The organism is Myxococcales bacterium, from assembly GCA_016712525.1.
In the GTDB taxonomy this organism is placed as follows: domain Bacteria; phylum Myxococcota_A; class Polyangia; order Polyangiales; family Polyangiaceae; genus JAAFHV01.
The window spans coordinates 517,091-544,008 of the sequence record JADJQX010000006.1 but is presented as its reverse complement, the minus strand read 5'-3'; the positions used below and the strand labels follow the sequence as shown (position 1 = coordinate 544,008).

Annotated in this window: 21 protein-coding genes and 1 tRNA gene; 5 read left to right on the top strand and 17 right to left on the bottom strand. The window is 70.6% G+C overall.

The genetic code is table 11. The features are described 5' to 3' along the window. Window positions 1-67 precede the first annotated feature (67 nt). From IPK71_14175 to IPK71_14160, 4 genes are all read right to left on the bottom strand, one after another. Entirely contained in the window at window positions 68-490 is a 423-nt protein-coding gene (locus tag IPK71_14175) for a hypothetical protein (GenBank protein MBK8214881.1), read from the bottom strand. After that, complete coding sequence (locus IPK71_14170; GenBank protein ID MBK8214880.1) at window positions 423-1,880, bottom strand: hypothetical protein; 1,458 nt, start codon at window positions 1,878-1,880, stop codon at window positions 423-425. The genes IPK71_14175 and IPK71_14170 overlap by 68 nt, the downstream gene beginning before the upstream one ends. A 240-nt stretch (window positions 1,881-2,120) precedes the next feature. Continuing rightward, the gene (locus IPK71_14165) at window positions 2,121-2,438 is read right to left on the bottom strand and encodes a hypothetical protein (GenBank protein MBK8214879.1); all 318 of its coding nucleotides are present in this window, start codon (window positions 2,436-2,438) and stop codon (window positions 2,121-2,123) included. Window positions 2,439-2,544: 106 nt separating this feature from the next. Continuing rightward, entirely contained in the window at window positions 2,545-3,306 is a 762-nt protein-coding gene (locus IPK71_14160; protein MBK8214878.1) for a hypothetical protein, read from the bottom strand. A 227-nt stretch (window positions 3,307-3,533) separates the two neighbouring features. Between IPK71_14160 and IPK71_14155 the strand changes: the two genes are divergently transcribed. Then, window positions 3,534-5,843 (top strand): WD40 repeat domain-containing protein, encoded by a 2,310-nt coding sequence (locus IPK71_14155; GenBank protein MBK8214877.1) that lies wholly within the window; start codon window positions 3,534-3,536, stop codon window positions 5,841-5,843. A gap of 6 nt (window positions 5,844-5,849) precedes the next feature. Here the strand turns inward: IPK71_14155 and IPK71_14150 are convergent, their stop codons facing one another. The 3 genes from IPK71_14150 to IPK71_14140 form a co-directional block, all read right to left on the bottom strand. Continuing rightward, window positions 5,850-6,260, bottom strand: coding sequence for a (deoxy)nucleoside triphosphate pyrophosphohydrolase (locus IPK71_14150; GenBank protein MBK8214876.1), 411 nt, complete (start codon window positions 6,258-6,260; stop codon window positions 5,850-5,852). Window positions 6,261-6,264: 4 nt separating this feature from the next. After that, window positions 6,265-7,323, bottom strand: coding sequence for an FHA domain-containing protein (locus tag IPK71_14145; protein ID MBK8214875.1), 1,059 nt, complete (start codon window positions 7,321-7,323; stop codon window positions 6,265-6,267). Window positions 7,324-7,782: 459 nt separating this feature from the next. Next, window positions 7,783-9,885, bottom strand: coding sequence for a thioredoxin domain-containing protein (locus IPK71_14140; GenBank protein MBK8214874.1), 2,103 nt, complete (start codon window positions 9,883-9,885; stop codon window positions 7,783-7,785). A gap of 76 nt (window positions 9,886-9,961) precedes the next feature. On the opposite strand from IPK71_14140, the gene IPK71_14135 reads away from it, so the two are divergent. Then, entirely contained in the window at window positions 9,962-10,597 is a 636-nt protein-coding gene (locus IPK71_14135; GenBank protein MBK8214873.1) for a hypothetical protein, read from the top strand. 44 nt (window positions 10,598-10,641) lie between these two features. Here IPK71_14135 and IPK71_14130 read toward each other — a convergent pair whose 3' ends face one another. Then, complete coding sequence (locus IPK71_14130; GenBank protein ID MBK8214872.1) at window positions 10,642-10,905, bottom strand: hypothetical protein; 264 nt, start codon at window positions 10,903-10,905, stop codon at window positions 10,642-10,644. A 223-nt stretch (window positions 10,906-11,128) separates the two neighbouring features. On the opposite strand from IPK71_14130, the gene IPK71_14125 reads away from it, so the two are divergent. Next, window positions 11,129-12,676, top strand: a complete 1,548-nt coding sequence (locus IPK71_14125) for an FAD-dependent oxidoreductase (protein MBK8214871.1) — start codon at window positions 11,129-11,131, stop codon at window positions 12,674-12,676. Window positions 12,677-12,684: 8 nt separating this feature from the next. On the opposite strand, the gene IPK71_14120 is transcribed toward IPK71_14125, so the two are convergent. Then, window positions 12,685-13,473, bottom strand: coding sequence for a hypothetical protein (locus IPK71_14120; GenBank protein ID MBK8214870.1), 789 nt, complete (start codon window positions 13,471-13,473; stop codon window positions 12,685-12,687). Window positions 13,474-13,612: 139 nt separating this feature from the next. Continuing rightward, window positions 13,613-14,449: a hypothetical protein gene (locus IPK71_14115; GenBank protein MBK8214869.1), complete on the bottom strand. Its 837-nt coding sequence runs from the start codon at window positions 14,447-14,449 to the stop codon at window positions 13,613-13,615. 569 nt (window positions 14,450-15,018) lie between these two features. Here IPK71_14115 and IPK71_14110 point away from each other — a divergent pair. Continuing rightward, entirely contained in the window at window positions 15,019-15,795 is a 777-nt protein-coding gene (locus tag IPK71_14110) for a hypothetical protein (protein ID MBK8214868.1), read from the top strand. A gap of 82 nt (window positions 15,796-15,877) precedes the next feature. On the opposite strand, the gene IPK71_14105 is transcribed toward IPK71_14110, so the two are convergent. The 6 genes from IPK71_14105 to IPK71_14080 all read right to left on the bottom strand — a co-directional run bounded on the left by IPK71_14105 (window position 15,878) and on the right by IPK71_14080 (window position 23,511). Further along, the gene (locus tag IPK71_14105) at window positions 15,878-17,065 is read right to left on the bottom strand and encodes a hypothetical protein (protein ID MBK8214867.1); all 1,188 of its coding nucleotides are present in this window, start codon (window positions 17,063-17,065) and stop codon (window positions 15,878-15,880) included. Window positions 17,066-17,127: 62 nt separating this feature from the next. Beyond that, entirely contained in the window at window positions 17,128-19,155 is a 2,028-nt protein-coding gene (locus IPK71_14100) for a hypothetical protein (GenBank protein ID MBK8214866.1), read from the bottom strand. A gap of 13 nt (window positions 19,156-19,168) precedes the next feature. Next, window positions 19,169-20,170: a hypothetical protein gene (locus tag IPK71_14095; protein MBK8214865.1), complete on the bottom strand. Its 1,002-nt coding sequence runs from the start codon at window positions 20,168-20,170 to the stop codon at window positions 19,169-19,171. Further along, a complete protein-coding gene (locus IPK71_14090; GenBank protein MBK8214864.1) occupies window positions 20,167-21,018 on the bottom strand; it encodes a cytochrome c in 852 nt (283 codons plus the stop codon). Before IPK71_14090 ends, IPK71_14095 begins: the two co-directional genes overlap by 4 nt. Then, window positions 21,015-22,766 (bottom strand): bifunctional isocitrate dehydrogenase kinase/phosphatase, encoded by a 1,752-nt coding sequence (gene aceK / locus IPK71_14085; GenBank protein MBK8214863.1) that lies wholly within the window; start codon window positions 22,764-22,766, stop codon window positions 21,015-21,017. The genes IPK71_14090 and aceK overlap by 4 nt, the downstream gene beginning before the upstream one ends. Before the next feature lie 76 nt (window positions 22,767-22,842). Then, complete coding sequence (locus IPK71_14080) at window positions 22,843-23,511, bottom strand: hypothetical protein (GenBank protein MBK8214862.1); 669 nt, start codon at window positions 23,509-23,511, stop codon at window positions 22,843-22,845. A gap of 109 nt (window positions 23,512-23,620) precedes the next feature. Between IPK71_14080 and IPK71_14075 the strand changes: the two genes are divergently transcribed. Next, window positions 23,621-23,694: transfer RNA gene (locus IPK71_14075), tRNA-Gln, on the top strand. An 85-nt stretch (window positions 23,695-23,779) separates the two neighbouring features. Here IPK71_14075 and IPK71_14070 read toward each other — a convergent pair. Continuing rightward, window positions 23,780-26,806: a carboxypeptidase regulatory-like domain-containing protein gene (locus tag IPK71_14070; protein ID MBK8214861.1), complete on the bottom strand. Its 3,027-nt coding sequence runs from the start codon at window positions 26,804-26,806 to the stop codon at window positions 23,780-23,782. Window positions 26,807-26,918 lie beyond the last annotated feature (112 nt).

Here is a 26,918-nt window from a genome sequence, read left to right as displayed (position 1 = left end):
TACGGCATGACGCGCGCGGAGTCGCCTCGTCGTGCCTCCCCTCGCCTCCTCCCGCGCCCGCGCGTCGTCAGGGTTGCTTGTAGACGTCACCCTTCGTGTTGGCGGTGAACGTGTTGGCCGAGTCGATGTCGGCGTTGAACTGCGCGAACTTGCCGAGCCAGATCCCGTACTGGGCGCTGTGGCGCACCGTCGCGCTCTTCACGGAGAGCTTCACGCCGTGGCTGTCGGACGAGGCCGTGATCATGCCCTCTTCGCCGCCACCGCCCGTGGAGCCGCCGTACTCGACGACGGCGTTCTCGATGGCGTTCGCGGGGTTCAGCGAGCCACCGAAACGGAGCGCGTGCCAGTAGCCGGGCGTCTTCTCGAGGCCCGAGAAGGTGATGGGCTTCTGCGCCGTGCCGACGGCGTGGAGACCGGACGCGTCACCGTCGACGGAGATCCACGTGTCCTTCGCGAGGAGCAGGGTGACGCCGGGCGCGAGCGTCCACACGAGGTCGACGTGGAGGCTCTGTGCGAGCTCGTACGGCACACCGAGGTCGTTCCAGGTGACGGCCTTCCCGACGCGGTCGTCGCGCACGTGGAGGCGATCGACGTCGTTGCCGGTGTACGTGGAGGTCACGTCGAGCTGGTGCACGGCTTGCGAGCCGACGCTCGCGGGGCCGAGACCGTTCTTCGTGAACGTGTTCTTGGCGAAGGCGACGAGCTCCGGTGCTCCCGGCGAGGAACATCCCGAAGCCCTGGCACTCGCGGGTCGTGACGGTCGTGAGGCCGAGCGTGACGCCGTGGCTGTCCGCGGTGGCGCGGAGGCATGCGCCGCTCTTGTCGTGCGCGGTCGAGCCACCGTATTCGACGGTCACGTGCTCGAGGCGGTTCTTGACGTTCTTCGAGTTGTCGAAGCGGAGAGAGTCCCACGCGCCGCGCGTCTTGGTCTCGCCGGTGAAGACGATGGGCTTGTCGGCGGTGCCGATGGCCGTGAGCGCGCCCGCGTCGCCATTGACGGAGATCCACGAGTCGGCGGCGACGACGATCGTGCTCGGCGCCTCGAGCGACCACGCGCCGTCGACGTTGAGGTTGCCGACCACGTGGAACGGCACGCCGATCGCGTGCCAGGCGAGGTTCTTCGTGGTGTGGACGGGGCGCACGCGCACCTCGTCGACGTCGTTGCCGGTGAAACGCGAGGCGGAGTCGAGGTACCCGACGACGTTCGCGTCGACGTTCGCGGCGAGGGCGTTCTTCGTGAAGGTGTTCTCCGAGAAGGTCTCGAGGACCGCGCTGCCGACGAGATAGAGGCCCGCGCCTTGGCTCTCGCGCACGGTCGTGCGGGTCATCGACAGGTTCACGGCGCGGCTGTCGGAGGCGACCTTGATGCCCGCGGCGTCGCGGTCGGAGGTGGTGTCTCCCGCGTACTCGACCGTGACATGCTCGAGGACGTCGGGCCCCGCTTCGGTGCGCCCGAGGGTGAGGCCGTCCCACGCGCCGCGCTCGGCCTTCTCTCCGGTGAGGCAGATCGGTGCCTCACGCGTGCCCTTGGCGACGAGCTTTCGGTTCTCGGAGACGTCGAGGCCGGTGCCCTTCGCGAAGAGCAGGGTCGTCCCGGGAGAGACCGTGAGCGCAGCGCCGGCAGCGAGCACGGGTGTCTTCTTCACGCGGTAGCAGCCGCGAGCGAGGGTCGTGGCGCCCTCGATGCGCTCGGGGAACGGAGTCTCGCAGTCGGTCCCAGCGCGGAGCTTGGGCGCGTCGGCGCAGGGTTCGACCGGGGGAGACGCGTCCACGCCTGCGTCGACACCGGCGTCGGCCTCGGGAGACGTCGTGCCGCCGCTGCACGCCACGAACAGACCAGAGCCAAGAGCAAGAACCGCAAAAAAGCTTACGTGTCGCATGGATACGGACCTCCGTCGCGTCGAGCGTCAGCAACCGACGTGCCGCACGAGAAAGCCCGGGCAACGTGTCACTTTGTGCGTCACACGGGCGAAGGAAGTGCCGGCGCGCGCAGGAGGTGCGCCCACGAGATCCGTGTCTTTTCATGGGGTTGGCGCGACCGTCGGTGGGTTTTCCACGGGGGCCGTCGTCCGACCTCGCCTCTCTCTTCGGCGATGCCCGTTCGTCGGCTCCGGCGCCTGTCACTTCGGCGAGGCCCAGCGCTCCTTGCCCGTGGCGTCGAGGGTGCGCACTCCCTCGGAGTCGATGACGACGCGTGTCTTCCCTTGCCCGTCGAGGATCTCGAGCCGGCCTCCCGAGGGCGACTCGGCGAGCTTCGCGAGCACGTCCCCGCCGTTCGAGCCGCGCTCCACCATGAAGCTCTGAGAGAAGCATTTCTCGTAGTGGCTCGTGATCCCACCGCACGCGCCGAGCGCGATCGCGGCCACGGTGGCGATGCGCCAGCGCTGCTGGCTCTTCTCGAGCTTCTCGATGCGGGCGAGGAGGGCGTGGTTCGTCATGCCGCTACGATACCGCCCCACGGAACGGCCGGCTCCCTTCGAAACGGCGTCGCCCGCGGGCACGAGCACCGCGGGCGACGAGGAGAGCGAGGGGAGACTGCCGATCTCAGCGCATCCCGTAGCCACCGGGAGGAGGGCCGTAGCCACCCGGGGGAGGCCCATAGCCGGCCACCGGCGCGCCGAACCCACCGGCCGGAGGAGCGAACGCACCCGCACCGCCGAAGCCTACGGGAGCTCCCGCGCCGCCCGAGGCCGCGGCGGTCTCGAGGGCCTTCGCCGCCGAGTCGAACGAGAACATGTAGAAGGCCCACATGAAGGGCGCGAAGAGGAAGTTCACGTAGGGGATGAACTGCATGATGCACGCGGCGAGCGCGAGGCCCTTGGGGCTGGTGCGCGACGTGCCCGACGAGCGGAGCATGTGATCGAGCGCGTCGCAGAGGCCGCCCGAGGCGACGAACATCCAGTAGAGGTTGAAGATCGGGATGAACATGAAGCCCACGGCCTCACCGGGGCTCACGCGCTTGCCGCTGCCCGTGACGCGGTAGTCGAACGGGATGGCCGACCACGCGGAGTACATCCACATGAGGGCGAACACGAGGCGCAGCGCGAACGCCGTCGAGAGGCCCAAGATCAGCAGCACCGCGCCCACGTCGTCTTCGCCAGCCGCCATCACGCCGCCGCCGATACCTGCGATCACGAAGCCACCGAGGAGCGTACCGAGGTACGCCCACTTCAGCCCACCTCCGTGCGCGCGGTACGAGATGGCCATGGGGCCGGGCGCGTATCCGGGAGGGCCGAAGCCGGGCATCGCTTGGGGCGCAGCGTAGGGGTTCGAAGCTTGAGGGCCGTAGCCGTACGGACTGTTCATCGTTGGAGGACCTTACGCGATTCGGGGGGTGAACCTTCCCGGAGGGAGGAGCGTCGCGCACGACGGACCTCCGGTCAAGGCGCCCAACCTGCGCCGAATACCTACACGGTTACGAGCACTTCCCATCACGCACGTTTCACGGCGGCGTACTCCACGAGGCGCGCTTTCGCAGGGCAAACATGAGGAAGGCCGGCGCGGGAGAGGCGTAGAATCCCGTGAGGGGTACCATGTCACTGTCGAAGCTCGCCTACGGTCCGGATGCGCTCGCCCTCGTCACGTTCGACGGAAAAGAGCTGCTCGCCAACGACGCGCAGACCGAGGCCCCCAAGTGGCGGCTCGCGCTCTCGGAGGGCATCGTTGCGCTCCACTTCGTGGACTCCGACGCGCTGCCGGGCGGTTCTGGAGGGGGGAGCCCGTGGCGAAGGTCGTCGGCCGGGTGCACTCTCGTCGTCGTCGACGAGGCCGGTGGGGTCCACACCGTCGATCCGATGCTCGGTCAGGTCGTCGCGAAGGTCGCTCCGCTCGGCGCGCCGTTCGCGTCGGCTGCGGGCGCCTGCGGGTTCGCGCTCGCGACGAAAGACACGATTCACCTGTGGCGGCGCGGGGAGAGCTTCGAGATCGAGGCGCGTGTCTCGGCGATGGCGTTCTCGAACGACGGCGCCACGCTCGTGTACGCCGAAGAGGACGGGAGGCTGCGATTTCTCGCGCTCGAAGGCTCGAAGCCACCGAAGGAGACGGCGCGGGCGATCGTCCATGCGGGCGTCACGTGCCTCACGCAGCACCCGAGCGGCACGTGGCTCGTGGGCGGAGAGACGGGGCTCTGGGCCGTGAAGGACGCGCGGGACCGGCGCATCGACGCCGTGTCGTCCAAGGTCGTAGGCCTCGCGCTGGACGATACGGGCGCGAGAATCGCCGTGCAGATGTCGGACCTCCGCGTGCTCGTGTTGGCGTGGCCGAGCCTCACTCTGGAGGCCGAGGTGCTCTCCCCGGAGCGTGCGGTGCGCGGGCTCGCGTTCGGCCCGGGAGACGTGCTCGGGCTCGCGTTCGACGCGGGAGATGCCGTCAAGGTCGACGTCGTCACCTCGAGCACGCAGCGCACCGAACCGCACGCCGGCCGAGAGGCGCGCAGCTTTCGCCTCTCGGTGCGCGGCAAGAAGGAGATCCTCTCGGAGAAAGAGGCCGAGGAGCTGAACCGGATGAAGGCCCTCCTGGATGCGCCGAAAGGAGGCTCCTCGAACGGCGCACGCATCGGGATAAGCGCCGGGATCTCGCTCGTCTTGCTCGCCATGAGGCTCGTGCTCGCAGGCAGCCGGGGGTCGACGTACAGCCCTCCTCCCTACGACTTCACCAAGACCCCGGCGTACACGGCAAAGTGCAACCGCGCGTGCGCCGAGCAACGGCTCCGCTCGCTCGAGGCCTACTGCGGGACGAGGCCGTTCGCGGTCGACGCGCACGAAGCCACCACGGCGTTCGTCGCGGGAGACTGCGCGAGGGCCAAGGCCGCGCTCGCGAAGGTCTCGTTCCCCGAAGGCTCCACGGAGCCCATGGACGTCCTCGGTCGCGCCGAGCGGCTCTTGGCCAACGTAGGGCTCACCGAGGCGTGCAGCTCGGATCCGTCCCTCGTCGCCAACGCGCACGCCCCGAAGCTCGTGACGCTGCGAGGGACGCCAGGCGCAGCGCTGCTCGCAGCGACGACGGAGCCCATCCCCGCAGCGGGCGGAGCCCAAGGAGGAGAGTCGCCGGGCACGCTGTGGGTCGCGCCGGACGAGACGATCTTCGTCGCGACGATGGAAGCTACGGGGAAGCGGAGCTTCGTCCATCGGCGCGACACGCGCGGCACCTGGGACGTCATCGCCGTACGTCACAGCCCCGTGCCCGCCAAGATGTGGGGGCGCAGCGCGACCGACATGTACGTCCTCGATCGGGACTCGCTCGCGCACTTCGACGGCGCGAGGCTCACGGAGGTCGACGTACCCCTCTCGACGACCTACGCGCTCGCGGGCGTCGGTGGCGATCTCGTGGTCACGGGCATGGCCGACGGGGACGCCGGGGCGCGCGGGGGCTCGGAGCGCGCGCTCCGTTACCGCCTCGGGAAATGGACGCCGGAGCCCACGCTCAAGGGGCTCGTGCCCGAGTCGTTGTGGTCCGCCGGGAGCGCCGGGACGTGGGGCTTCGCGTTCGACAACGTGAAGACGCGCGTCCTCTTCCGGAGCCCGAGCGGCGCGTGGGCCGAGCGCGCGGCCCCGCCCGGTGGCCTCGAGGACACCCCGTCCGTGTGGGCGACCTCCTCGGGCGAGACCTTCTTCGGCACGCAAGACGGCGTGTTTCGAACGGACAGCCGCGGGACCGCCTGGACGCACGTCGGAGAGCCCGGGGCAGTCATGGCGCTGTGGGGACGGGCAGCGAACGACGTCTTCGCGCTCACCCCGAGTGGGCTCTCGCACTACGACGGCAAGACGTGGTTGGGGGCCTTCGTGGGCAAGGCGCAGCTCCTCGGCGGCACGGCAGAGAGCGTCGTGCTCGTCGTCGACGAGTGAGCCGGGTCAGACGCCGAGGAGCTTGTTCATCGAGGCCTCGTCGGCCGGGGTGAACGGGTACTGATCGAAGTCGCTCGAGAGCACCCACTTGAACGCGTTGACCGCGCGGGGCTCGAGGGTGTCCTTCGTGAGGTGGCACTCGTAAAGGAAGAGATCGACCGAGTAGTGCTCGTACGGGTGGCTGACGAACGAGATGAGCTTGCCGCACTCGATCTCGGCGCCGAGCCTGTGCATGACCTCGCGCTTCAGGGCCGCGCCGTCGGTCTCGCCGGCCTCGACCTTGCCGCCGGGGAACTCCCACATGAGCGGGAGCACGGCCGACGCACGACGCTGCGTGATGAGGTAGAAGCCGTCCTTCTCGACGACGGCGGCCACGACACGGATCGTGCGATGCGGCGATGCGCCCCCGGCCGACATGGCGCTAGAGGCTCAACCGGAAGAGCTGCTGCCCCATGAGGAGCACGTCGCCGGTCCGCACCTCGGTCTCTTCGCGGAGACGCATGAAGGTGCCGTTCGAGCTGCCGAGGTCGGTCAAGAAGAGCTTGCCCTTGTCCCACGCGAGGCGACAGTGGAGGCCCGACACGTAGCCGTCCTCGGGGAAGAGCACGTCGCCGCGCTCGCGACCGAGGTGCATGCCCGACTCGGGCACCGGGAACGCGTTGCCGGTGGTCTCGCGGCCGATGATGAGCGCGATGCGGCCGACGTACCCCTTCGAGGGCGAGCCGAGCCGCTCGACGCCATCGGGCGAGGGGGGCGCGTGCTGGATGGGCTCGAAGCGAATGATCTCCTGGCCGATGCGGAAGACGTCGTTCGGGCGGAGCTCGACGGGCACGTCGCGCGTGAGCTTGCGGTAGACACCGTTGAGCGAGCCCTCGTCTTTGACCGTGAGGGTGCCACCGCTGCGGGTGAAGCTCGCGTGCCGCGGCGAGAGGTAGCTGTCCGACGCGAAGATGTGGCCCGTCTCGCGGCCGACGTAGAGGTGAGCGGCGTCGGGGAGCGTGTACGAGCCCGCTTCGGACCCGTCGGCGCGGAGGGCCGTCAGCACGACCTGACCGTGCACGGGCGCAGCGGCAACGGCGGGGGCGGCCACGTTCGACTTCGCGCCGCCGAGGCGGAACCCGCAGGAGCCGCAGAAGAGGTTGTTGGGCCCGTTCGGGTGGCCGCACTGCGGGCACGGCGTGGGACCCGCTGCGGGTGCAGGCGCGGGCGCGGGTTGCGCTGCCTGCGGCGGCGGGCTGAACGCGGGCTGCGCCGGCGCGACCTGGAAGGCCGGCTGGGGCGACGCGCTGAAGGCCGGCTGCGAGGGCTCGCGTTGGGGGGTGAACGCCGGGGCGGCAGGCTGGGCGGCCTGGATGCCATGAGGCGGGGTGTTGCCGGTGAACGGCTTGGGGGCCACGTCCCTAGGCAGCTCGGCTCCGCAGCCGAGGCAGAACTTGTAGTGGTCCTGGTTTTCCTTGAAGCACTTCGGGCACGTGATCACGGGCGTTCCTCGTGGGAAAACGGCGCTTCGCTGCGAATAGGTGCGTGAGGGCGTCCCACGCACGGCAGGACCGGGGGGCCCCAAATGCAAACCTTCCCGGGAGCCCAACGGGTATCAGACCTTGCGAAAAGGGGTCAAGGGAAGGGAGTTTTCGTCGGCCGGGTGGGCGCGAAGGGGGGCGCGCTCGGGGGCCGGGGCGGGTGTGGGAGGGGGCGGCTCGGGGGCGGCCCCGCACGTCATTTCGCGGACTTGGCGCGACCGTCGGTCGCTTTTCCGGTCGGTTTTCCGGTCGGTTTTCCACAGGGGCGCGCCGGTTCTCCACAAGAGGCGCGGGAGGGCCCGGCCCACCCTCCCGGCCACAGAACCGATTCATTTCGACCAGTTGGCGTCACTGTCGGTCGATTCTCCCGGTCGATTCTCCCCAGGACGCCTCGTGCCGACGGTCGTTTCTCCACAGGCTCACGTGCCCACGAGCAGGGCCCCGAGCGCCTCGGGGGTCGCGACCGGCGCCGAGCACGCGCGGCCCCGGCACACGTACGCCACGGGCACCTCGCCCGGCGCCTTGCCCTCGGCCAACGCGGGACATACCTCGACCGATCCCGAGTCGCTCGGGTCGACCCACGCGACGGTGCGGTTCGGCACGTAGACCCGGAACACCTCCCGAGCGAGCGCCCTCGTACGCGCGTCCTCGCGCGGGCCCACGAGCACCACGTCGACCGACCCACGCACGACGCGGTCGAGCTCGCAGAGGGCCTGCCCGAAGCCGAACGGGTTCTCCAGCGCGCGCCCCGTGAGCTGGGACAGCTCGCGCTCCGCCACGGCAGAGAGCTCCGTGAACCCGAGCGCCCCCAACCGGAGGAGCGCGCGGCACGCCATCGACGCGCCGCTCGGCACGGAGCCATCGTGGGTCTCTTTCGGGCGCACGAGCAGGTCGTCGCGACCGGCCTCGGTGAGCACGAGGCCCACCTCGCCGTCCACGAATCGAGCGCGGATGGCCTCTCCGAGGCGGCGCGCGAGCGCGGCGTAGCGCGACGTGCCCGTGACCTCGTAGAGGTCGAGCGCGGCGTTCGCGAGGAAGGCGTAGTCGTCCAAGAACCCGAGGCCTGCGGGCGCGCCCTCGAACGCGTGGCGGTGCACCGCGAGACCTTCTGCCGTGTCTCGAACCAACGTTCGTTCGAGGTAGCCGAACGCGGCCTCGGCGTCGGCGACGAACGAAGGATCGTCGAAGGCACCGCCCGCCTCGGCGAGGGCCGACACGAACAGCGCGTTCCACGACGTGAGCACCTTCTCGTCACGGAAGGGCCTCGGGCGCTTCTCTCGGAAGTCTCGGAGCTCCTCGCGGGCCCGATCGAGGGACGCCGACACCTCGCTCGGGGGCACGCCGCGCTCGATCGAGAGGCGCGCGACCGACTTCTGGATCGAGAGCACCGTCTTGCCCGACTTCTCGAAGTTGCCGGCCTCGTCGACGCCGTAGTGAGCGAGCACGAGGTCGGCGCGCGCTTCGTCGGGGATCGCCGCGCGCACGTCGGCCGGAGAGAAGACGTAGAACGTGCCCTCCTCCCCCTCCGAGTCCGCGTCCTCCGAGGCGAAGAGCCCACCCTCGGGGTGTGTCATGCGCGCACGCGCCCACGCGACGATGCCGCGCGCCGTAGCCTCGTACCCGCCGTTCTCGAGGGCGCGGGCCGCGTCGGTGTAGAGGCGGAGGAGCAGCGCGTTGTCGTAGAGCATCTTCTCGAAGTGCGGCACGCGCCACGCCTCGTCGGTCGAGTAGCGGTGAAAGCCGCCCCCGAGGTGATCGTAGATGCCACCGTCCTGCATGGCCGAGAGGGCCGCCGACACACGCATCTCCCAGGACACGTCTCCAGACGCGAGACCGTGCCGGAGCATGAGCTCGAGGGGCATCGTGTTCGGGAACTTGGGCCTCTGACCGAAGCCGCCGTTCTCCGCGTCGAAGCGCACGGCGAGCTTCTGGCAGGCGCGCGCGAGCAGGTCCGGGCCGGGGCTCGACGCGTCTCCCACGCTGCGCGTGATGCGGCTGATGGCGGCCGCGAGATCGCTCGCCTGTTCGAGCACGTCGGCGCGTTTGTCGGCCCACGCGCCCGCCACGGCGGAGAGCACCTTGGCGAAGCCGGGGAGGCCGTGGCGATCGTTCGGCGGAAAGTACGTGCCGCCGAAGAACGGGCGGAGGTCGGGCGTGAGGAACACGGTGAGCGGCCAACCGCCCGAGCGGCCGAGGAGCTGCACGGCGAGCTGGTAGACGTGATCGAGGTCCGGCATCTCCTCGCGGTCGACCTTGATGCACACGAACGAGGCGTTCATGGCCGCGGCGATCTTCGGGTCGTCGAAGCTCTCGCGCTCCATGACGTGGCACCAGTGGCAGGCCGAGTAGCCGACGCTGAGCAAGATCGGGCGGTCGTCCCTGCGAGCCAGCGCGAGGGCCTCGTCTCCCCAGGGGTGCCAGTCGACGGGGTTGTGCGCGTGCTGCCGCAGGTAGGGCGAGGCCGCCTGCGCGAGCCTGTTCTTCGGGCGCCCATCGCCGGGCGGCGGGGCCGCGTGTGCCATGTCGTTCATGCGCGCAGGTTCGCACACTTTTTCGCGAGGGTTTGGCGAAGCCCGCGCTAAGCTTGGAGAATTCCCCATGGGGCGTGAGCCGACACCACGGGCCGACGAGCCGGCCAAGCCGACCGAAGGCAAGACCACCCAAGACCCACGCGTCCTCGCCGCGCGCACCGAGCTCCTCGAGGGCGTAGGGCGCGACATCGCCGCGAGCTTCCCGGGCATCACGCGGCTCGGTGGGCAAATCGTGGCGGCGCTCTACCTGGCCGAGTCGGCCATGAGCATGGATGAGCTCGCCGAGCTCCTCGGTCGGGCCAAGAGCAACATCTTCGGGAACCTGCGCGCCCTCGAGGCGGCCGGCATCGTCGAGCGGCGACGCGAGGCCGGCGCGCGCCACGACTCGTTCGCGTTGAAGGGAAAATACCCCGACGTGGTCATCGGCGCGTACCTCTCGCGCCTCCGCAGCGTCGTGGCCGACAAGTGCGCGCTCTCGCGACGCTCGCTGGCGATGCTCGGAGACGCCAAGGGCGAAGAGGCTGACCGGCTCCGCGATCGCCTCGATCAGCTCCTCTCCAAGTACGAGCGCTTCGCCATCCTGGTGGACGAGCTCTTCCCCACGGCCGACGGGCCCGTCGACCTGCTCGCCTTGATCGACACGCTCCCGAAAGAGGTCGTCCTCGCGGTCCTCGCGGCCGTGAGGTCCGCGAAGACACGCTGAGGGGAGAAAATCTCCGGGCTGCTAAGGGTGTTCGAGGGGCCGTATCAGTTCAGGAGCTTCGGGTCGGGCGGGCTTTGGCCGTCGTCGTCCGGCTCGGGAGCGCCGCCATCCGCGAGCTCCCTGTCCCGCTCCGCGTTCTGTTCGTAGAGCGTCCGTTGTTTGCCTGGTTTTTCCCGCTCCGCAGCGCGGTCCCAAAGGTGCGCGGCCTCGCGGTACGCGCGCGCCCTGGCGTTGTCGTCGGTCGCGTCTTGGGCCTTCTGTTCGGCCGCTTGGGCCTTCGCGACATGGGGGTTTCGACCGAAGCTCATGGCGCCGTTCTATCGGTCCGGGCGCCGTTCTCGAAGCACGAAGCGCGAATTTCTTCGTCGGGCCGAAGCACGGCGCGCAGGAGCTCGAGGGACCGCGCGCACCGACAGGCCGAAGGCGGCTCGCGGACGAGGCGCGCCTCGGGGACGAAGAGGATGGCCGAATCGTGGCCCCTGATTTAGAACCCGGTCCCATGGGTTCGTGGCGTCGCAGAACGAGGAGCTCGTGATCCGATCGGTCGACATCGTGCTCTCGCCGCGCGAGGCCGCCTCGGAGACACGCGTCCGCGAGGCCGCGATCCGCGCCGCCAAGATCCCGAAAGGCGAGGTCCGCGACACGCGGATCGTGAAGCGCTCGATCGACGGGCGCGCGCGCGAGCCTCGTGTGCAGCTCCGGGTCGAGATCTCGACCGACGCGCCGTTCGAGCCCGCGGTCACTACGCCCCCCGAGCTCCCCGACGTCCGGAAGAAGCCCGTCGTGGTCATCGTCGGTGCTGGGCCCGGAGGCCTCTTCGCTGCGCTGCGCGCGATCGAGCTCGGCCTCCGCCCCATCGTGCTCGAGCGAGGGCGCGACGTGCGCGCGAGGCGGCGCGACCTCGCGGCGATCACGCAGCGTGGGATCGTCGATCCGGACAGCAACTACTGCTTCGGCGAAGGGGGCGCGGGCACCTACAGCGACGGAAAGCTCTACACACGCAGCGGCAAACGCGGCGACGTGGGCCGCATCCTCGCGACGCTGGTCGCCTACGGCGCGAGCCCCGACATCCTCGTCGACGCGCACCCGCACATCGGCACCAACAAGCTCCCCGGCATCATCGTCGCGATCCGCGAGGGCATCGAGCGCGCGGGCGGCGAGGTGCGCTTCGAGGCGCGGGTCACGGAGCTCCGCATCGTCGACGGGGCCGTGCGCGGGGTCGTCCTCCGCGACGGGACCAAGGTCGACGCGGACCGGGTCGTGCTCGCGACCGGCCACTCGGCACGTGACATCTTCGAGATGCTCGCGCGCCAGGGGATCGCCATCGAGCGCAAGGATTTTGCCCTCGGCGTGCGCGTGGAGCACCCGCAGAGCGTCATCGACCAGATCCGGTACCACGCGAAGGTGCGTGATCCGCTGTTGCCTCCCGCGAGCTACTCCGCGGTCGAGCAGGTCGACGGGCTCGGGGTCTACTCGTTCTGCATGTGCCCGGGCGGGATCATCGCCCCGTGTGCGACGAGCCCGGGCGAGATCGTGACGAACGGGTGGAGCCCCAGCAAGCGCAACAACCCCTTCGCCAACTCCGGCGTCGTCGTCGAGGTGCGCGGCCCGAAGGGCGACGGTGGCCCCCTCTCCGGTGTCGCCTACCAAGCCGCGATCGAGCGCGCGGCGTGGGAGGCCGGTGGGCGCACCCAGGTGGCCCCCGCGCAGCGCCTCGTCGACTTCTGCGAGGGGCGCGCGTCGTCGAGCCTGCCCGTGTGCAGCTACCCGCCGGGCATCACGGCCGCGCGGCTCGACGAGCTCTTGCCCAAGGAGATCGGCGATCGCCTGCGCGCGGGCCTCCGAACCTTCGGGGCCAAGATGCGTGGGTACTACACCAACGACGCGGTCGTCGTCGGGGTCGAGTCGCGCACGTCGTCGCCCGTGAGGGTCCCTCGCGATCCGGAGACGCTCGAGCACCCCGGCGTGCGCGGCCTCTTCCCCTGCGGCGAGGGCGCGGGGTACGCCGGGGGCATCGTGTCCGCGGCGATCGACGGCGAGCGCGTGGCCGAGCGCATCTTCGCCCTCTACCCGGCCTGAAGCGCGCCTCAGCGCTGGATGAAGAAGGTCTCGACCTCGCTCGCGAACGCGCCCTGACGGACCTCGCCGAAGTCGAACACGGCGTGGAACATCTCGCAGCGCGGGCTCTTGTCGGACGACGCGATGCACGCGTCGTGGAAGCGTCGGAGCTCGGCGACGGTGACGAAGGTCCCGGGCTCGGGTTTGTAGGCCGCCGAGACGAACGCGCCGGGGACCGTGGGCGAGCGCTCTTCGTAGCGGTGGCAGGTCGCGCACGCCGTCCGATCGGCGTCCTTTCCGAACAAAATCCGCTCGAACGCGGCCCCGGGCGCGAGCGGCGTTTGCACGGGCAGGGCGATCTCTCCCTTGATCGTGCGGGTCGGCGTGACCCACTCGCCGAACTCGACCGCCTTGCTCCCCTCCCCCGCAGGCACCGCGCTGATGACGAGGGTCGGCGAGAGAAAGAACATGCGCGGGCTGTCTTTTCCGCCGGCGGGCTGCGCGCTCGTCAGGCCGGTCGTGGCGACCACCGAGAGCGGGCGCGGCAGCGTCGCGAGGAAACACGCCGCGTCGGTGGTCGGCACGAGCGCGTTGAACCGCGTGATGGCCTCGGCGATCGTGCGAACGTCACCGGCCTTCATCGCGCAGGCGCGCAGCGCGTCGCTCGTCGGGTGAGGCGCAGGCGGAGGCTCCGGCGCCGAGGCGTCGACACCGGACTCGGGCGCCGTCGCGCCGCCACCGTCGGAGACCGCGTCGGGCGACGTGGCCGACGAGCAGCCGAAGAGGAGACCGACCACGGCGAGGAGCTCCACTCTCATGAGGCTCATTGTGCACGTTCCTGGCGCGCGCGCCGCAGGAGAGCGCCTCTACGCAAGCATTGCGTACGCCGAACGAGACGACGCGCGCCTTGCAGGCACGGGCCTCGCGCGGAGCCTCGTCGTGGTCACGCTCGCCGGCTCACGGGCGCGCGTGCACGAGCTGCCGCGACGCCTCGGTCAGGAGCGCCGAGGCGGCCATCGCCACGTTCAGCGACTCGGCCTTCCCGAAGCGAGGGATCGCCACCACCTCCGCGCCGATCGACGCGGTGGCGTTCGAGTGCCCGTGCGACTCGCTGCCGAGCACGATCACGGCAGGCCGCTTGATCTCGGTCTCGAAGATGGACTTCCCGCCCATGTCCGCGATGTAGATGCTGGCGCCGGCGGCGTGGCAGGCCGCGAGCTCCTGCGCGAGGTTCGCGTAGCGGGTCTCGACGCGGAAGAGGGAGCCCATCGTGGACTGCACGACCTTCGGGTTGTGGAGCTCCATGCAGTCGTGGCTCATGAGCAGACGGCCCGCGCCGAACCAGTCCGCGATGCGCACGAGGCTGCCGAGGTTTCGCGGATCGCGGACACCGTCGAGCGCGAGCATGAGCTCGTCCCCCGCGGGGGCACGGAACGGGAGCGGGTCGGGCGCCACGGCGATCGCGATGAGCTCGTTGCCCTTCTCGAACGTGCCGATCTTGTCGAGCTCGTGCGACGCGAGGATCTGCACGGGCACACGCTTCGCGGTCGCCAGCGGCTTGATGTGCTCGGCCGCGGGCTCGCTCGCGAGCAGCACCTCGACGCGCGTGGTCGACTCGAGCAGCTCGGCGACGACCTTGCGCCCTTGCACGAGGTAGCGGCGGCTCTCGCCACGGAACTTCTTCTGCTGGAGCGCGCGGTACCGCTTGAGATCGGCCTGAGTAATCACGGCGGCCGGTCTTAGCCGAGGTGGGAGCGATTTGCTCGGGTTCTCGCCGCGAAGGCGCCGCGGCATGTGAACGGCTCGCGCTGTCGTCGGCCTCCGACTCGGCCGACGAGACCAGCGAAGCTCCCGTCGACGCGACCGTGCGAAGTCCTATCGGAGTCCGCCCTCGCCCATCCCCACCGCGGGAGCGACCTCATTCGAATCACCCTCCGCCCATCCCCACCATGGGAGCGGGGGGTACCGAAATACCCCCCTCGCCCATCCCCACCATGGGAGCGGGTGGTACCGAAATACCCCCCTCGCCCATCCCATCGATGGGAAAGGCCGGCATTTTTGGGGTCTCCTCCCGGTCCGCGCGTGCGCCTCGTGGCGACCTTCGTCCCCCGAATCTCCTTTTTCCACCGCACCTCACCCACCAAGGTGCGGCACCTGGCGCCGAGGTAGGCATGGCAAAAACCTCGACAAATTCGCCCATTCTCGCTGGCACGGGAGCCGCCAGACGGCCTGCGAGGTCCCGTGTACGCCGATCGGGTGACAACGTGTTTCGGAACGAACGCGGTCGGGCGCGGTCCTTCCCGGCGTGAGCGAGATACGCGGCAATCCCGCCGCCATCCCGCGCACTCCGAAAGAGAGACAGCATGAGCACCTACGCCATCCACTCCTTCACCGTGAACGACGCCCTCGTGGCCGGCCGCGACCTCCTCCGCATCGCCCAAGGCAAGAAGCTCCACCGCACCTTGGCCGCCGCCCTCGTCCGCGTGAAGCGCACCCACGAAGCCCTCGACGCGACGAGTCGCTCGATCCCCAAGGAGGACGACCCACTTGTCGTCGGCGGCAGCGAGGCGCCCGCCCGAGAGGGGCTCTTTCTGCCGCTGGTCTCCCTGCGAAAGTCCTTCGCCGCCGTCCACGACCTCCTCAAGGTCCACGCCCAGCTCCCCGAGGGACATTCGCTCGGTGACTCCGCCCGCGCGGTGCTCGCGGCGCTCTTCCCCGAGGGCACGGGCTTCCTCACCTCGGGCGCCAGCGAGCTCGACGTCGCCTGCGGCCGCGTGCTCCAGCGCGCCCGTCACCCGAAGGTCGAAAAGGCCCTCCGTACGCTCGGCTGCAACCCCCACATGAAGGCCGCCAAGGCCGCATACGGCGCGTTCGTCACGGCGCGTGAGGCCTCCGTCGAGGCCCCCGTGGTGAAGTCCTCGAGCGACAACGCTGCGATCTACAACGACGCCATCGACGCCCTGCGCGAGTACGCCCGCCTCGTCGAGGCCTACGCGCTGCTCGAGGGCGCCTCGCTCGACCGCGTGCTGCTCGCCCCGCTCGCCCACAAGCGCATGGCCCGGCAGCGACCGAAGGCCATCGCACCCGAGCCCACCGCGAGCGACAGGATCGACGAGGCGCCCCCGTCGCGCGCCGCGTGATCGAAGCGCGCCCGCTCTGCCCCGCGCCACACCCCGAGGCCCACGCGTCCCCCCGCGTGGGTCTCTTGTTTTTTCGCATGGCTCAGTCCGTCGCCGCCGCGGTCACGACCTCCCAGTACGAACGAAAGGGGCGATGCTCCGCGCGCGCCACGAACGCGTCCACGGGGGCCGCGAGCTGGGTCGTGCGATGCCCCTCGCGCTGCTCCGGGTGACGCCGGCCTGCGTCGAACCACACGCGGACGAGCCGGCTCGCGTCGTCGTGAGGCATGGCCGCGACGCTCTTCGCGAACGTGCCGTGTTTCTTCGGCTCGAAGAGGTACTGCTCGACGTTCGAGGCGTAGAAGACGCCGAGGGTGAGCCCGCGTGCGCGCATGTCCTCTCCCACGGCGCGGAGGGCGTGCGTGCCGCCGAGATCACCGACCACGGGCACGACGCGGTTCTCGAGCACCATGCGGCGAACCTTCGTGTAGGCCTCCTCGGACGCGAGGAACGTCCCCACGTCGCCTTCGGTGACCGAGAGGTTCTGCGCGAGGGTCGGGTACCATCGCTCGCTGCCCACCATCGAGTACGCGATGGCGAGCCCGTGCCGCGCGAACGCACGATGGATGCGGACGATGTCGCGGTCGTCGGACGGCGCACGCGTGATGGAAAGACGCTCGAGGAGCGCCCGTGTGCGCGCGACGCCGTGAGCTTCGAGCGACGGGTCGGAGGGGAGACCACGGAACGCCGCTTCGACAGGCGAAAAACCGGTGCCCTTCGCGGCGTCGGCCCGAGGCTCGCGGGCGAGGAGGGCACGCAAAAACCCGACACGCGTCGCGCCTTCTTCGAAGCACCCACGAAAGACGAGGTGCTCGAGCAGGTTCCCGCGGCGAATGTCCACGAGGTACGCGACACGTGGATCGAGCAGCGCGAGGTACGTGTAGCTCTGCTCGGGCCCCACACCGACGTAGGCCCTGCCGCGGAGCCTAGGGTCGCGCAAGGCCTTCGCGACGTGGAGGAGCGAGGTCTCGTTCGTGACGTAGTTCTCGCTCGGGAAGTCCCCGGGGGGCTCCGAGAGACGGGCGACGAGCGGACCTATGGCCTCGTCGGGAACGAGCTTGCCCGACGCCCCTGCGTCCGCCGTGCTCGCGTCTTCGCCCGTCGGAGACGGAGGGGTGGGCGCGCGCGAGGGCGACGGAGAGGGCTCCTCCCGCGCGCTCTGGCACCCGCACGCGAAGAGCATCCCCAAGACGACGACGAGGGCGAGCCTCCGCGTGAGTCCATACGGCATCGTTCGAAGAACGCCCCGCGCGCGCTCTCGCTTCCGCCGCCGCCGGCTCTCGAAGCCCCCTCTCACTCGAGCTCGCGCAGCCCCGAGGTCCCCTTCCTGTAGGCCTCGGCCACCAGATCGAGCCGCGCCCGGTTCAGCGGATCGTCCTCGGGATCCGTGAGGTCTCGCCCGCGCACGACGACGAGCGGCGTCGTGTTCGACGTGCTCACGTCGCCCGCGCACACGAAGCGCGACGAGGCGTAGCTCCACACGAAGAGGCGGCCTTCGAGCCGACCTGGCACGATCGAGAGCGTCGCGTTGGCCCCCGTCACGACCGGATCCGTCCACGCCGTCACGACGAGCGTCACGGCGTACGGGTACGGCGAGCCCCACGAGCGCGGTCCGGCTTCTCCCTTCACGGGGCCGACACCCGAGGGAACGGCGGGAATCACGTCGAGGGCCGGAGCGTAGAGGGCGGCGTACTGACGGACGGTCGCGTCGAAGTGCTCGGTGCCCAGGAGCTCTCCGGTCGTGCCGATCGCGCGGCCGATCCTCGGGGCGGTCACCGTTCCCCGCGGGACCGGCTGCGGCGAAGCGACCGCGATCGTGCACGGGGTCGTCCCGGCGTCGAGACCGGCTCTCGCGTCGAGGCGAAGGACCGCGGCCCTCCGCACCGTCTCCGAGAGCTCACGCGCGCTCGGCCCGGCGTCGACCTTGGGGGAGGGAGGTGGAGGCGGAGGGGGCTGACGCGACTCGCGGAGGCTCGCGACGAGGACGATGACGATGACGAGCGCGGCGATGCCCATCGGCTTGAACATCGCGGAGAACCGCTCGTCCTCGCGCGGGGGTGAGACCGCAGCGGGGGACTTCCCCTTCGCGGCGCGATCGCGCGGGGGCGTCGCGGGCGCCACGGGTCCTGGTGCAGGCGGAGCGCCGCCGTCGAGCGCCGCGAGCAACACCTTGACGTGCCGCACCTGGGCCGCGGCCGTGGCGTCCTCCGGGTCGAGAGCGAGCGCACGTTCGAACAGCGTCGAGCACGCGACCCACACCGGGCGGTGCTCCTCGCGCACGTCGTAGTCGGCGAGCACCACCTCGTGAGCGCCACTCGGCCCGACCGACGTCCGCGCCTTCATCGTCGTCTGGAGCTTGGCGTAGCCGAGGTTGTACACGACCTGCTGCTCGAGCCCGCGTCGCGTGTCGGCGTCGAGCGGCTGACCGTTCGGCTCGAGGGCCGAAGCGTCACGCGTCGCGATCGTGTGTGCGGCCTCGAGCGTGCGCACGGCGGCCTCGAGCGCCCCCGTCTTGCGGAGCGCGACGCCCCACAGGTTGAGCACGCTCCCGAGGGCGAGGCTCGGCGCGATCCCATGACCCACCTCCGGGAGCACGGCCCCGAAGAGATCGACGACCTTCTCGGGGTGCTCGGAAATCGCCATGGACCCGAGCACGGCGAGCTCGGCCACCTCGTCGTCGTGCCACGGCGTCTCCTCGGCGCGCGGCAGCACGACGGTGCGCGCGTTCCACGTCACCGCGACGTCGATCGCGTCGAGGTGCTCGAGCGCGCTCACGGTCGACGACGCGCCTCTCACGAAGGCGTCATGGGTGTAGGTGAGCGTGAGTTTTCCGCGGGGAAACTCGAACGAAAACGCGCCTTCGCGCGCACGTGCAGCCGAGACCTCCAGCGACGGCGGGACCTCGGCGCGCGCGACGGAAGCGAGACGCGGACCGAGCGGCCCTCGCCCGAGGTCGTAGAGCGCGTCGGCGTGGACCTCGTTCTCGACGAGGATCTCCTTCAACGCTTCGAGCGGACGCACGAGCGTGGGGCTCGCGAGCAGCGCCCTTGCGTCCTCTTGACCGGCGCGCTCGAAGAGCTCCGCGACGAGCTTGGGCCAGACTCGCGCGAGGCCCGCGACGTCGAGGAAATGGCCTCCGTCGACGTCCACGAGCGCCGCCGGTCGCCCCGCGAGCCGGCACCGCACGACGCCCACGTCGTCCGCGGGCAGCGTGACCGCCTCCATGAAGAGGTCCACGGCGACCAGCGCGAGCGCCCCCGGTCGAAGGAGACCGAACACGACGTCCACCCGCCGCCCGCGCGCCTCGAGGTACTCGCCCACGGCCCGCCCCTCCCTACCGCCCGAGCCCGTACAAGGGATCGTCTTTCCCCATCGAGGGCCACGCCGTCAGATCTCTCGGCGACGCGCGGAGCGACGCGAGCACGAGCTCGTTCGCCGCGAGCTCTGCGGCGAGCCGCGACGCGTGGCGCGAGAGGTCGCTTCCGAGACGCACGAAGGTGTGTCGCTCGGGGACCAGCATCTGCTCGAGCGCGTCGTCGAGCGGGGACGGAGGGCCGAGCCCGACGAGCAGCATCTCCTCGCCATAGAAGGCGTGAAACGGCCCGTGCGACAGCTCGAGCACGTCCCACGTGGGCGGCATCGGGCGACCGAGGCCCTCGACCCACTTGAGCCCGAGGCCCTCCGCGACGGCGCGTCGCTCTCCGCTCGTCACGAGCACACACGGGCGCGCGAGCTCCTTCGCCGTGAGAGCACGAGCCTTCGCGCGAGCGGCACGCCGCGCAGCCTCGAGGGCGCTCCGCTCCGACGCTTCGAGGCGCTCGCCCACGAACGCGCCCACGGCCGCGAGCGCCGCCGCCGGCCCCACGACGCGCAGCAACGTGCCACGCTCTTCCGTCGGTGGGTGCCGGAGCACACGCCCCCCCGCCCCGACGAACGCCGAAACCCTTGGATCCTCTTCCGAAGTCGCCGTCACGAGGTACGCCTCACGGAAGGCGTCGGCGTGCCCGAGCGCGAGGCGCGCGTTCGGCGAGAGGCCCTGAGACACGACGCAGAGGGCCTCGTCCCCGCGTGTCGCCGGCGCCCCTTGGGCGAACGCCGAAAGCGGCAGGTACCGCGCGCGCCTCCCGCTCTCCTCGAGGAGCGCGACGAGGTGCTTCGCGGGACCGAAGCTGCCTCCGACCCCCGTCACGACGAACGCGTCGCACGCGGCCTCGGAGGCCGTCACCGGCGGCGCGCTCTCCGCCACCGAGATCATGACGGCGAAGGCCTCGTCCACCCTCCGCGCGACGTCCGCGAGGCTCTGCGCCTCGGGCGACACGCCGACGGGGTCGCTCACGGGCCCCCGTCGGGGCGCGCGTCGGCGTCGTGTTTCTGCGACCTCATGGCCGAAAGATAGCCTACGAGCGCGTCGAGATCGGCCTCGGTGAGATCGGGGTGAGGCGGCATGTTGCCGTAGCGGAGCGAGAGCGGGTTCTTGATGTACGCCCGCACCTCGGCCTCCGTGCGGTACTCGAGCACGTTCTTCGGCACGTTGAGCTCGGGCCCCACGCGCCCTCCCTCGCGGTTCATGGCGTGGCACTTCACGCAGCGCTCGCGGAACAACACGAAGCCCCTCGACGCGAGGCTGCCCTCGGCCTCTCCCTTCGGGAGCGTGTGCGGGAACCGCGCCTCGAAGCGCACGATCTCGATGCGCGCGAGCTGCCACGGCCGCGGGTGACCTTCGAGGTCTTGTTGATGCTCGCCCTTCCACACGAAATAGAAGGGCCCCGGGTTCGCGCGCTGCGGGCCGATGGGCTCCCACGCCGGCACGTCCACGTCCTCGAAGGCGACGTACGCGCCCGGCTCTTCGGCGAGCGAGGGGCGCATGGGCACCGTGTAGCCGTCCCGCGCCTTGAGCAAAACCTCGCGGCCGCCGAGCGAAGGTTTGCCGCCGAAGCCGACCTCGAGCACCTTCGAGAACGGGAGGGCGCGAAACGTCTTCGGCTTGCCGTAGTACGGATCGTAGGCCGTGAACGTCTCGGCGGGGATGGCCTTCGTGAGCGCGGCGAGGTCGATCGTACGCGCAGGCTTCCCGTCGTCGACGAGCTCGAGCGTCGCGCCCTCGGGCACGGGAGCGCCGTGTTTGCACGAGAGCACGAAGAGGGCCGCCGTCAGCGCCGAGGCGAGCCACGGCCCACGCCTCACCTCGGGCCTCGCCCGTAGCGCACGGCGAACCGCAACGCGTCGGGGTACGGAGAGCGCTCTTCGACACGGCCCGCCTCGATCGCCGACTTCATCTCGAGCCAATACGATGCCGTGGCGAGCTCGGGGTGCTTCTCGCAGAAGACCTGACGGGGCTTGCCCGGGGGCAAGAGAAACGTGGGAAACTGCTCGGGGAACACGTCGTCCGGGCCCACGTTGAACCAGGGCTCGGCGCGCATCTCGTCGTCGTCGTCGCGGGGCTTCGGCATCGACCGGAAGCGGCACGACGTGACGTAGGCGATCTCGTCGTAGTCGTAGAAGAGCACCCGCCCGAACCGCGTCACGCCGAAGTTCTTCAGCATGAGGTCGCCCGGGAAGATGTTGGCCGCGGCGAGGTCCTTGATGCAGTCGCCGTACTCGCCGAGCACCTGCGCGAGCTTCGTGTCGTCGGCGTCGGCCACGGCCATGTCGAGCGGCACGAGCTTGCGCTCGACGTAGAGGTGACGCACGAGCACACGGTCCTCGCCGATTTCGACCGACTGGGGCGCGATGCGGCGCATCTCGTCGAGGAGATCCTCGCGGAAGCGGTCCTTCGGGAACGACACGTCCACGTACTCGAGCGAGTCGGCCATGCGACCCGCGCGATCGTGGTGCTTCACGAGCTTGTACCGCTCCTCGACGAGCTTACGGTCCGCGTCCTTCGGGGGCTCGAACCAGTCGCGGATGACCTTGAACACGTACGGGAAGCTCGGCAGCGAGAACACGAGCATCACCATGCCGCGCACGCCCGGGGCGATCTCGAACTTGTCGGTCGAGTGGCGGAGGTGCCACACGAGGTCTCGGAAGTGGAGCGTCTTGCCCTGTTTTTGCAGGCCGACCAGCGTGTAGAGCTCGGACCGCGAGCGGCTCGGGACGACCGTCTCGAGGAAGGCCACGTAGGCCGAGGGCACCTCCATGTCGACCATGAAGTAGTCGCGCGCGAGGCTGAAGAGCCGGCCCACGGCCTTCGTGTCGAGCAAGATGGTGTCCACGTAGAGATCGCCGAGGGGGCCCCTCCGGAGCGGGATCACGAACGGCACCACGGTGCCCCCGAGGATCGAGCGCCCCACGAGGTACGCCGAGAGCCCGCGGAAGAAGAGCGAGCGCAGCACCTGGAGCTGGAAGCCCTTGTCGCTGTCCCACCCGCGCGGGAAGTGCTCGGCGATCGCGCGCATGAGATAGCCCGTGTCGCGCTCGAGGTCCTCGAAGCGGCCTCCGAGGGCGCCGAGGCCCGTGTCGACCAGCATCTTGCGGAGGGTGCCCTCGAGCTCGACGCTGCGGGGGTAGTAGCAGTGGTAGGTGGGCTCTTCGCCCTCGATGTGCTCGGTCGAGATCGCGGGCCTCGAGAAGATGCAGTCGTTCTGGTGGTAGGTGCGGTGGAGCAGCCGCGTCGCCACCGAGTTGTAGAAGGTCTCGGCGCACTCGGGCTGTTTGTGCTCGTAGAGGAGGCCGATGTAAGCGGGCTTCACCGCGCGGTAAAAAGCCTCGTTTTCGCACTCGTCGGGGAACGTGTCGCGGAGCTTCTGCACGGTCTCGCGGACGCGCTCGTCGTACATGTCGATGCGGGTGCGCACGGCCTCGCGCGCCGCCTCCCAGTTGCCCTTGGTGAAGCGCTCCTTGGCCCCGCACGAGAGCTCCCGGAAGAGGCGATAGTGGCGATCGAAACCCTCGAGCAGCGTGGCGGCGAAGAGCGGGGCGCGCGACAGATCCATCGTGGCGGACGATACCAGAGGCGGGCAGGACTCGAGCGGATTGCGCCTCGGCGGCTCGGGCGCCGGCGGACCTTGGTCAGGGCGCGGCCTTGTCCGAGGGCGGCGCCGTCACGAACACGAACGGCAAGAAGAGTGCGTAATACATAATGTTCGGGACGAGCCTGAGCCCGAAGCCGGCCCCCACCCCCGACAGGATGAGCACGTCGGCGGTGGCCCAGAGCGTGTACTGGACGGTCACGAAGGCGAGCACCGCGCCTGCCGAGCGGCGCCACTCGGGGGCGATCGTCGGGGCCTTCGCGCGGTGAACGACGAGGCGGAGCACGAGGGCGAGGGCCACGAAGAGGGCTTCGTAGGCGAGGAACTGGAGGCGCATCACGCCCGCGACGCGCGAGGAGAGGAGCCTGACCACCGTCGACGCGATCGGCACCACGAGCGAGAGCCCCACGGCCCGCGCGACCGCTGCGGCGCGGAGCGGCTTTCCCTCCCCCCACGCGCGCTCGACCCAGAGGAGCACACGGAGATCTCCGAGCACCACGAACGCGACGGCCACGGCCGTGCCCCACGCGCCCGGGAGGGAGACGAACGGCGACGAAGCGAGCGCGTCGGCCGCGATCTCGAGCCCGAAGAGCACGAGGTAGCCCACGAGGAACCGCTGCCGCGACGCGAGCGCCACGGCACCGACCACGACCGCGAGCCATGCGACCGCCGGGTGATGCCACGGGCTGTCGTAGAGGGCCTGCCACACGGGCGGCGCAGCATGGCCGAACGGCCCCCCGCGCCGCAAGCACGAACCCACCCGAGACCGGTTGCCATTTGACGAAATCGAGGCTACGAAACCGAGGAAAGCCACCTACTCCGGCGTCGTCTAATGGCAGGACAGCGGATTTTGATTCCGCTTATCATGGTTCGAATCCATGCGCTGGAACCAGTCCCTCCCCGTTTCGTGCCACGCGCGGCTCACGTCCGGCTAGAAGCGTCGGTTCGGCGAGCTCGGGCCGACGTTCGCGACGTCGTCACCTTCGCACCTCTTCGCGCGAGACCCGCACCGTGAGCGGGGCCTCGCCGCGGCGCACCTTCAGCACCACGTCGTCGGCGAGGGGGCCGGTGAGCCTCCCGCGTGCCTCGGCGATCGTGTGCACCGGCACGCCCGACACCTCGACGATCACGTCGCCTGGGGCGAGGCCCGCGCGCTCGGCCGAGCTGCCCTCGACCACCGTCACGATGCCCACCTCGGCCGGCGGCCCCGCGCGCTCCCCGAGCGTGACCGCGACCCCTCCCGAGCCCTTCGCTTCGGGCTCCCCACGCGCCTTCTCGCCGAGGGTGAGCTTCACGTCTTTGGAGGTGCGGCCCGAGTAAAGACGGAGCTGCGTGAGCGCCTGCCCGCGGCCCGGCGCGAACGCCTCGAGCGTCACGAGGCCCGAAGGCAGCTCGCCCAAGCGAAACTTGCCGCGAGCGTCGGTCTCGGCGACACCGGGAGGGAGCGTGCCCGAGACGAGCACGACGGGCACCGCGTCCTTCGCGACCCGCGCGAGCGGCACGGGCTGCCCCTTCGGATCGACGACGAGCCCCTCGACCACGGCCTCCTCCTCGAGCGTCACCCGAGGCACCGTGGTCGCGCGCCTCCCGCGGCTCCCGAGCACGGCCACCTCGACGACGCGCGGCGCGTATCCCTTGGCCCGGACCTGGAGCCGGCACGCGCCCGCGGGAGCGTCGCGCAGGACGAAGTTTCCGTCCTTGTCGGTGCGTGTGCGGTGCGCGCCGTCGTCGCAGTAGAGCGTGACCGCCGCGCCGTCGATCCCGTCGCGGCGAGGGGTGCGGACCTCCCCTTCGACGGCCTCGGCCGGCGCGAGCTCGACACGAATCTCTTTGTAGTTTTCGTCGGTTACGAGCGTTCGTGTCGCCACGTGCGGGGCGCGGACCTCGACGTGGAGCGGCACACCGCGTGCGCCCGCGAGGGTGGCTTCGCCGCGTTTGTCCGTGAACACGGTGGCACGAAAGGGCTGCGACGGATCGAGAGAGCCCACGGTGATCTGCGCGCCGTCGATGCCGTCGCCGCGGCTGTCCACGACGCGCACGGGAAGGTCGTCGCGTGCGTCGGGGAGAACGATGCGCACCTGGGCGCGCCCACCTTCGGGGACACGCGCCTCGACGCGCGCCGCGCTGCCTCGTTCGCCACGCGGCCGCTCCACCACGAGCACGACGTCCTCGGGCACCGAAGCGAACGCGAACGCCCCCGCGCGGTCGGTGCGTGTCATCCGCTCGAGCGTGCCCCGCATGGCCATCGCGACGACCTCGGCCCCCTCGACGGCGCGGTCGTGCGAATCGACCACGCGCCCCTCGAGCGTGCCGCCGCCGCGCATCGTCACCTGGACCTCGGCCGTTCCGCCGGGCGAAAGCTCCACGAGCTCGCTCTGCGCCTCGACGAACTGCGGGTGCCTCACCACCACGCGCACTCGACCTGGGGTGACCGGCGAGAGGCGGAACCTCCCGTCGCGCTCCGAGAGCCACCCTTCTCCGCCGAGCGCCGTCCCCCGCGTCGACGGACTCGCGCCTCCGCCCCCGTGCGGGGTGTCGGGGAGCGGGCCCGGCATCACCCCGAGCTCCCCTCGAGGGACGAGCGGCCTCGGGCCCGAGAGCGCGGCGTCGAACGATCGGCCGCGGAACGCCGCGCGGCGCGGGTCGTCCGCCACGGGCATGCCCGAGAGATCCGTGCCTACGACCTCGATGCGCGCGCCGTCGACCGCGTACCCGCGCCCGTCGACCACACGACCGACGAGCGTGCCCGCACGGACGAGCCCCACGTCGACCGGCCCCTCCGACACCGCCACGGTGGCCGACACGTAGCCGTCGTGGCTGGCCATCACGCTCGCGCCTCCGCGAGGGATCGGCCCGAGCGCCACGGTGCCGTCTTTCCCCGTGATGCCCTCGACCGGGAACGCCGACAGGCCCGACTCGGCGAGCACCACCCTCGAGCCGGCGAGCGGCGTGCGGGACTCGCCGTCGACCTCGACGACGCGCACGGTGACCCACATGCCGGCCGAGAGGTGCAGCGTGAGCTCTTTCGTCTCGCCACGCGCGAGGGTGACCGCGAGCTCGGTGGGGGACGCGAGCGCCCCCTGCGTGGCTCGGAGCGCGTACGTGCCCTCGGCGAGCCCGGAGATGCGCACGGAGCCCGCGTCGTCCGTGTCGGCGCGCCGCGATGGCCAGAGCACGGCCGACGTGATCTCGACGCGCGCCTTCGGGACCTTCGCGCCGTCGGGCCCGACCACCGTGACGACGAGCGCCGAGAGCTTCTTCACGACCACGCGCACCTCGGTGGTGCCGCTCGGCTTGCGCGTCTCGACGGTGTCGAACCCCATGGCCGAGACGACCACCGTGTACGGCCCCTCGGAGAGGCGCGTCACGTGGGCGCGGCCCTCCGCGTCGGACCGTGCGCCGAGCGGAAACGGGTCTTGTCCCTGCACCTCGACGTCGGCCCCCGGTACGGGCGCGCCCGCCTCGTCGACCACCACGACGTCGAGCGCGTGAGCCGGCCCGAGCACGAGCTCGAGGGACCTCGCGCCAGGCACGAGCATCACCATCCGCGACGCGCGCGCGAGCCCTTCGGCCTCCGCCACGATCCAGTGCTCGCCTACGGGAAGCCGCGTGAGCTCGGCGTGACCGTCTCTCGTGCGCACGTCCGCGGCGGTGTACGCGCGCCCCTCGAGGATGGTGAACGCTCGCACACGCGCCTCGGCGACCGGCTCTCCCTTCGCGACCTCGTCGCCCTTCCCCGCACCCGCGTCCGGCGCGACCTCCACGCCTCGGCGGTAGAGCAGCACCTCGAGCGAGGCGGGCCGCTCAGAGACGTCGGCCGGCAAGCTCGGCGCCGAGAGCTCCACCTCGAGGGGATGGAGCATCGAGCCCGGGATCGTGCCGAGCACCAGCAGCGCGAGCGTATGTGCGACGAGGACCGCCCATGTGCGAAAGACGTCGAGCTTCGCGCGCGCCCGGGGGGGCATCTTCGCCTCGTCGGGCGGCGGGTTCGCGGCGGAGGGCATCGACAGGGCTTCATCGATCCCTGAAAGGACCGGAGATTTCGCGGGGTTGAGGGCTATCGGGCGGTCGGAGGCCTATGCCGAAGAGGCATGTTCCCTTCGCCGCGGCATGCCC

Excerpts from the sequence above, each read along its gene's own strand:
- IPK71_14170 (MBK8214880.1), bottom strand. The coding sequence starts at position 1,880 with ATGCGACACGTAAGCTTTTTTGCGGTTCTTGCTCTTGGCTCTGGTCTG.
- IPK71_14165 (MBK8214879.1), bottom strand. The coding sequence starts at position 2,438 with ATGACGAACCACGCCCTCCTCGCCCGCATCGAGAAGCTCGAGAAGAGC.
- IPK71_14160 (MBK8214878.1), bottom strand. The coding sequence starts at position 3,306 with ATGAACAGTCCGTACGGCTACGGCCCTCAAGCTTCGAACCCCTACGCT.
- IPK71_14155 (MBK8214877.1), top strand. The coding sequence starts at position 3,534 with ATGTCACTGTCGAAGCTCGCCTACGGTCCGGATGCGCTCGCCCTCGTC.
- IPK71_14150 (MBK8214876.1), bottom strand. The coding sequence starts at position 6,260 with ATGTCGGCCGGGGGCGCATCGCCGCATCGCACGATCCGTGTCGTGGCC.
- IPK71_14140 (MBK8214874.1), bottom strand. The coding sequence starts at position 9,885 with ATGGCACACGCGGCCCCGCCGCCCGGCGATGGGCGCCCGAAGAACAGG.
- IPK71_14135 (MBK8214873.1), top strand. The coding sequence starts at position 9,962 with ATGGGGCGTGAGCCGACACCACGGGCCGACGAGCCGGCCAAGCCGACC.
- IPK71_14130 (MBK8214872.1), bottom strand. The coding sequence starts at position 10,905 with ATGAGCTTCGGTCGAAACCCCCATGTCGCGAAGGCCCAAGCGGCCGAA.
- IPK71_14120 (MBK8214870.1), bottom strand. The coding sequence starts at position 13,473 with ATGAGAGTGGAGCTCCTCGCCGTGGTCGGTCTCCTCTTCGGCTGCTCG.
- IPK71_14115 (MBK8214869.1), bottom strand. The coding sequence starts at position 14,449 with ATGCCGCGGCGCCTTCGCGGCGAGAACCCGAGCAAATCGCTCCCACCT.
- IPK71_14110 (MBK8214868.1), top strand. The coding sequence starts at position 15,019 with ATGAGCACCTACGCCATCCACTCCTTCACCGTGAACGACGCCCTCGTG.
- IPK71_14105 (MBK8214867.1), bottom strand. The coding sequence starts at position 17,065 with ATGCCGTATGGACTCACGCGGAGGCTCGCCCTCGTCGTCGTCTTGGGG.
- aceK (MBK8214863.1), bottom strand. The coding sequence starts at position 22,766 with ATGGATCTGTCGCGCGCCCCGCTCTTCGCCGCCACGCTGCTCGAGGGT.
- IPK71_14070 (MBK8214861.1), bottom strand. The coding sequence starts at position 26,806 with ATGCCCTCCGCCGCGAACCCGCCGCCCGACGAGGCGAAGATGCCCCCC.